At 65.0% G+C, this 6,291-nt stretch carries 6 protein-coding genes; all 6 read left to right on the forward strand.

Annotated features, from left to right (window positions below):
* Window positions 1-466: 466 nt before the first annotated feature.
* Window positions 467-1,756 (forward strand): branched-chain amino acid ABC transporter substrate-binding protein, encoded by a 1,290-nt coding sequence (locus H5T60_10430; protein ID MBC7242847.1) that lies wholly within the window; start codon window positions 467-469, stop codon window positions 1,754-1,756.
* Between the two features lie 97 nt (window positions 1,757-1,853).
* Window positions 1,854-2,948, forward strand: a complete 1,095-nt coding sequence (locus H5T60_10435; protein ID MBC7242848.1) for a branched-chain amino acid ABC transporter permease — start codon at window positions 1,854-1,856, stop codon at window positions 2,946-2,948.
* A 39-nt stretch (window positions 2,949-2,987) separates the two neighbouring features.
* Entirely contained in the window at window positions 2,988-4,547 is a 1,560-nt protein-coding gene (locus tag H5T60_10440; GenBank protein MBC7242849.1) for a leucine/isoleucine/valine transporter permease subunit, read from the forward strand.
* Window positions 4,544-5,311: an ABC transporter ATP-binding protein gene (locus H5T60_10445; protein MBC7242850.1), complete on the forward strand. Its 768-nt coding sequence runs from the start codon at window positions 4,544-4,546 to the stop codon at window positions 5,309-5,311. Before H5T60_10440 ends, H5T60_10445 begins: the two co-directional genes overlap by 4 nt.
* Window positions 5,312-6,025 (forward strand): ABC transporter ATP-binding protein, encoded by a 714-nt coding sequence (locus H5T60_10450; GenBank protein MBC7242851.1) that lies wholly within the window; start codon window positions 5,312-5,314, stop codon window positions 6,023-6,025.
* A 95-nt stretch (window positions 6,026-6,120) separates the two neighbouring features.
* Window positions 6,121-6,291: hypothetical protein (locus H5T60_10455; protein MBC7242852.1), on the forward strand; the 171-nt coding region annotated here is incomplete at its 3' end.

The following is a 6,291-nucleotide window of genomic DNA, read 5'->3' on the forward strand; positions in this document are numbered from 1 at the left end:
CCTGCTGGTGGCTCTGCTGGCCCTGATAGGCCGGCGGCGCCGCGTACCCCGCGCAGTAGAGGCCCGCTCCCCCTCGCGCTCATAGCACCTTCGTTCAGGTGGCAGTCACTTGTGAGATGACTGCCACCTGAACATTGCCCTTCAGATGCACAACCCCGCCTGCCTGGCGCTCACCCCGTTGCACCGGACAGCGCATACCCCTCTTAACACCTCCCAAAATGAATTCTTTTGACAATATGGTGGAAAATCGTATAATACATCTTTGTACATGGCAGTGATCATAGTGACCTCGTGCATATGGGGCGTGCCAATGATGGGCGCCTGGGAGGGGCAGAATGGCTCACAGGGCAGCGCTCGATGCGCGAGGTTTTTATTTACCCATTATTTGCTTCAATTCCAGAGAGGCTGCCAGCCGGCCCTGCCGGTTCGCAAGCATTCATTCCCGTACAGCGCAAGGAGGTTTCGTATGAAGAGGAGGATGTTGCTGTTTGGCACGCTTTTGGTCATCGCCGGCCTGCTGTTGTCAAGCTGCGCGCCGGCGGCCACCCCCGCACCCACGGCCGCGCCGGCTACTGAAGCAGCTCCCACGGCCACGCCGGCTCCGGCGCAAGAAGAGCCGACCGCCACCCCCGCACAACCGGCGGCTCAGGTCACCGACGAGTGGGGCGTCGCAATCATCCCCGCCGGCAAGACCATCAAGATCGGCCTGGCCGGCCCACTGACCGGCGACTATGCCAACTTCGGCATCGACATCTCGCGCGGCGCCGAGCTGGCCCTCGAGGAGCATCCCGAGATCAAGGGCTTCAAGGTCGAGTTCGTAACCCAGGACACCCAGGGTTCCCCGGAACAGGGTGCGGCGGTCGCCAACAAGTTCGCCTCTGACCCGCAGATGGTAGGCATCGTCGGGCACATTTTCTCCGGCGAGACCGAGGCCTCTATCCCCATTTACGAGAAGGCCGGCATCGTCATGGTCTCTCCCTCCGCCACCAACCCGACCCTGACCGAGCTGGGCTCGAAGGTCTTCAACCGCGTGGCCTTCACCGACAAGATGCAGGGCGAGTTCGCCGCCAAGTACATCTATGAGAAGCTCGGCGTGCGCAAGGTCGTCACCATGCACGACGGCGGTGCCTACGGTCAGGGCCTGGCCAACGTCATGGCCGAGGCCTTCAAGGCGCTGGGCGGCGAAGTACTGGGCACCCAGGCCATCACCCCGGGCGAGACCGACTACAGCGCCCCGCTGGCCGCTGTGGCCGCTCTGGGCCCCGAGCTGATCTACTTCGGCGGTTATGACACCGACGCCGCGGTGCTGGTCTCGCAGATGGAACCCGCCGGTCTGAAGGGCGTCATCTTCTTCGGCTGCGACGGCACCTACGGCGAGAACTACCTGAAGCTGGCCGGCAAGGCTGCGGAAGGCACCTACTCCACCTATGTGCCCATCCCCGAGTCCGAGGCCTTCGAGAAATTCCGCGCCCGCTACAAAGAGCGCTACGGCGATGAGCAGGGCAAGCTCAGCCCCTTCAGCCCACACGGGCATGACGCCATGGCCATCATCCTGGCGGCCCTGGAGAAGGTCGCGGTCGTGCAGGCCGACGGCTCCCTGGCCATCCCGCGCAAGGCCTTGGCGGACGCGGTGCGCGCCACCAAGGACTTCCCTGGCCTGACCGGCACCATCACCTGCTCCGAGGTGGGTGAGTGTGCCGCGGCCAGCATCCAGTTCATGGTGGTCAAGGACGGCAAGTGGGTCGTGGCGGAATAACCTTCCGCATGTCCGAGGGGACGGCGAGGCCGGCGGGCCTGGCCGTCCCCTTATCCCAGTAAGGCAGAACTGCTCCATACTGGTTGGGGGCAATCGCATGAATGTTGCGGCAGAATCAAGCAAATGGAGAACCGCCCGGGTGAAGGAGCGCAAGGTCAGCCTTGGGCTCCTTTTGCGCCTGGGAATCGGCCTGCTGGTGCTGGCCTTTTTCGCCTATCGGTTTTACGGCGTGCTGGCGAGGCAAGCCTACGGCGCGGAAACGTGGGCGCGCCTGGCGATCTCCGGGCTGATCATCGGCAGTGTGTACGCCGTCATCGCTCTGGGCTACACGCTGGTGTACGGCATCCTGTTCATGATCAACTTCGCCCACGGCGAGGTGATGATGATCGGCGCCTTCGCCGGCTACTTCGTGCTGGAGGCCTTCGCCGCCTCCGGCTTCTCCGCCCGCCAGCCGGTGCTGGCCATTCTTATCACCTTCCTGGCCGGCATGACCGTTTCCATGCTGGTGGGTATTTCCCTGGAGCGCATCGCCTACCGCCCTCTGCGCGGCGCCCCGCGCCTGGTACCGCTCATCAGCGCCATCGGCGCGTCCATTTTCCTGCAGAACGCCGCCCAGTTGATGTTCGGCTCCATGCGCCGCACATACAGCAACCCGCCGGCACTGGAGCGGAACGTCGGTTGGGTGCTGGATGTCGCCGGCAAACCCGTCAGCATCACGTATACCGGCGTGCTCACCTTTGCCTTCTCCGTGGTATTGATGATTGGCCTGTACCTGCTGGTACAGCGCACCCGGCTGGGCCGCGCCATGCGCGCCGTGGCAGAGAATAAGGAGGCGGCCGCGCTGATGGGCGTGGATGTGGACCGGGTCATCGCCAACACCTTCGCCATCAGCGGGGTGCTGGCAGGCGCCGCCGGCGTCATGTGGGGCCTGCACAACGGCATCATCTATCATTATGTGGGCTTTATCCCCGGCTTGAAGGCCTTCACCGCCGCGGTGCTGGGCGGTATCGGCAACATCCCCGGCGCCATGCTCGGCGGCATCGTGCTGGGCATTGCGGAATCGCTGGCGCCGGCTGTCCTGGATATACCCTTCCAGTTGAAGGACGTGCTGGCCTTCGCTGTGCTGGTGCTGGTGCTCATCTTCCGGCCGACCGGCATCCTGGGCGAGGTGCTGGCCGAGGAAAAGGTCTAGCCGGCGGATTCGCCAGAAGTCTGTGTGACGAGGGGTTCCATGGGTTTGCGCACTGGGATTCGGACGGGATTGATCGCCGCCATCGTGACGATTTTCCTAATACTGATCGGCGTGCATATGTTGATGGGCCGGCTCCTGCAGAGCTGGTTCTACGTGCCGGCGCACTGGCCGGGCGTCTGGCTGATGGTCGTCCTGCTGGGGCTGTGGGCCGGCTCCCGCGCGGTGAGCCAAATGAAGGCGCGCTCCTGGGGGAACGCTCTGCTGGCCGGCGCCAGCGCCGGCTTCGTCCAGGGCGCCCTGGTGGGAGCGGCCCTGTACCTCCTCGCCTCGATAACACAGGCCGGCGTGGACCTGCGCGCCTGGCTCACCCAGATGAGCAAGGAGTCCATTGGCGCGCTGACGCTGGGCTTTGCCCCACTGCCGGCGGCGGGGTTCATCGGCGGGGTACTGCTGGTCAGCGCCATGGCCGGCGCGGCCTGGCGGGAATGGCGCCTGCGCGTGCATGCGGCGCGGCTGGCGCGCGGCGAACGTATCGTCAGCCTGCGCGAGCGCCTGCTGGGGATCCCGGCCGTTGCCCAGGTCAGCAGTAACCCCTTGAGCCGGCGCGTGCTCATGGGCGTCTTCATGGTCCTGCTGTTGATCGCCCCCTTCTTCCTGAGCCAGTACTGGAATTACAACCTGGGCACGGTGGGCATTTACGTCATCCTGGGCCTGGGCCTGAACATCGTGGTGGGCATGGCCGGCCTGCTGGACCTGGGCTATGTGGCCTTCTTCGCTGTGGGCGCCTATACCATGGCACTGCTGACCGCACCCCAGCCGCACCACATTCAGATGAGCTTTTGGCTGGCGCTTCCCATCGGCGTCCTGCTGGCGGCCATCGCCGGCATCCTGCTGGGCATCCCCGTGCTCCGCATGCGCGGCGACTACCTGGCCATTGTGACGTTGGGCTTCGGCGAGATCATCCGCATCCTCTCCAAGAGCGATGTCCTGACGGGATTCACCGGCGGGCCGCGCGGCGTGCGCAATGTGGGGCACCCGGTGCTGTTCGGCAAAGACGTCGGCAACGAGTTTTACTTCTTTTACTTCATCCTGATCGGCGTCATCCTGGCTATCATCATCACCCGCCGGCTGGAGCACTCGCGCGTGGGGCGCGCCTGGCGTGCCATGCGCGAGGACGAGAAGGTCGCCCAGGCCATGGGCATCTATACCCTGAAGTACAAGCTGATGGCCTTCGCCATGGGCGCGGCTCTGGCCGGCTTCAGCGGCGCCATCTTCGCCTCCCGCAACTCCTTCACCGGCCCGGAGGACTTCGTCCTGCTGGTCTCCATCAACGTGCTGGCCCTGGTCATCGTGGGCGGCATGGGCAGTATCCCGGGCGTGATCCTGGGTGCGTTCGTGCTGAAGGGCCTGCCGGAGATCCTGCGCGAACTGGAAGACTACCGCGTGTTGGTCTTCGGCGCCCTGCTGGTGGTGATGATGATCGTGCGTCCGCAGGGCCTGTGGCCGGCCTCCCGGCCGCAGTTGGAGCGCCCGCGGCCCGGGGAAGAGGCGCTCGAAGAGGCGCCGGCGGAACTCGTCGAGGGTGAGGTGGGCTCGTGAACATCCTGGAACTCCACGGCGTTACCAAACAATTCGGCGGCCTGGTAGCCGTCTCCGCGGTGGACCTGGAAGTGCCGCAGGGGAGCATCTTCAGCATTATCGGCCCCAACGGCGCCGGCAAAACCACCCTGTTCAACTGTATTTCCGGCTTTTACCGCCCGGAGGCCGGCCGCATCATCTTTGACGGCGTCTCACTGGTGGGCCTGCGCCCTGACCAGATCGCCGCGCTGGGGATCGCGCGCACCTATCAGAACATCCGGCTGTTCGGGCGCATGACCGCCATCGAGAACATCCTGGTGGGACAGCACTCGCGCCTGAAGAGCGGGCTGGCCGGCGCCCTCTTCCGCCTGCCGCGCACCCGCCGCGAGGAACAGGAGGCGCTGGATAAGGCCCATCAGCTCCTGGACTTCGTGGGGCTGAGCGGCTACGGCGACATGTTCGCCCACAACCTGCCCTACGGCCAACAGCGCCGGCTGGAACTGGCACGCGCCTTGGCCTCCGAGCCGCGCCTGCTCCTGCTGGATGAGCCGGCGGCCGGCATGAACCCGCGAGAAACGGAAGAGCTGATGGCGTTCATCCGCCGCATCCGCGATGAGCTTCATCTCACCATCCTGCTCATCGAGCACGATATGCGCGTCGTCATGGGCATCTCCGACATCGTCGCCGTGCTCGATTTCGGCGAGAAAATCTGCGAGGGCACCCCTCAGGAGGTGCGCTGTAACCCGCGCGTGATTGAAGCTTACCTTGGTAAGGGAGTCGCCTGAATGGCCCTGCTGGAAGTCCATAATATCCATACCTATTATGACCATATCCATGCCCTCAAGGGCATTTCGTTTGAGCTGAACCGGGGGGAAATTGTGGCCCTCATCGGGGCCAACGGCGCCGGCAAAACCACCACTCTGAACACCATCTCCGGCCTGCGCCATCCTCGCGAGGGCAGTATCACCTTTGACGGCCAGCCGATCCATCACCTGCCGCCCCATGAGATCGTGCAGTTGGGCATCGCGCAGGTGCCGGAAGGCCGCAAGATCTTCAGCCGGCTGACCGTCATGGAGAACCTGGACATGGGCGCCTTTACCCGCCGGGACCGCGCCGGCATCCAGGAAGACCTGGAACGGGTCTTCAAGTTGTTCCCCCGCCTGAAGGAACGCCGCAATCAGCTCGGCGGCACCCTCAGCGGCGGTGAACAGCAAATGCTGGCCATCGCCCGGGCGCTGATGGCGCGGCCGCGCGTGCTCCTGCTGGACGAGCCTTCCATGGGCCTGGCGCCTATCCTGGTAGAGAGCATTTTCCAAACCATCACCGAGATCAGCCAGCAGGGCATGACCATCCTGCTGGTGGAGCAAAACGCCAATATGGCCCTTTCAGTGGCACATCGGGCGTATGTGCTGGAGACCGGGCGCATCGTGCTGTCCGGGCCGGCGGCCGAGGTGCGCGAGAACCCGCAGGTGCGCGCGGCCTATCTCGGCGAGGCGTAGCAAGCGCCCTTCCCGCGCCCATATGCGCCCCGACCCACAGTCCCCGACCGGTCGGGGCTTTTTCTTGACCTTCATCCGCTGTCGAGGAGGACACCATGGCTGAACTGCGAGAGCTGGCCCCGGGGGCATATCACTGGCAGAGCGGCTCCAACGCCGGCATCCTGGTGCAGGAGGACCAGGCCCTCATCATTGACGCCGGCCTGGACCGCTCGGCGGCCGCCGATATCGCGCAGGCGGCGGAGAAGCTGGGCGCGCGGCCCATCGCC

It is taken from the genome of Anaerolineae bacterium (genome assembly GCA_014360855.1).
GTDB lineage: Bacteria > Chloroflexota > Anaerolineae > JACIWP01 > JACIWP01 > JACIWP01.

Bases quoted from the DNA above. Each gene is read 5' to 3' on its own strand.
- H5T60_10430 (MBC7242847.1), top strand. From the start codon at position 467: ATGAAGAGGAGGATGTTGCTGTTTGGCACGCTTTTGGTCATCGCCGGC.
- H5T60_10435 (MBC7242848.1), top strand. From the start codon at position 1,854: ATGAATGTTGCGGCAGAATCAAGCAAATGGAGAACCGCCCGGGTGAAG.
- H5T60_10440 (MBC7242849.1), top strand. From the start codon at position 2,988: ATGGGTTTGCGCACTGGGATTCGGACGGGATTGATCGCCGCCATCGTG.
- H5T60_10450 (MBC7242851.1), top strand. From the start codon at position 5,312: ATGGCCCTGCTGGAAGTCCATAATATCCATACCTATTATGACCATATC.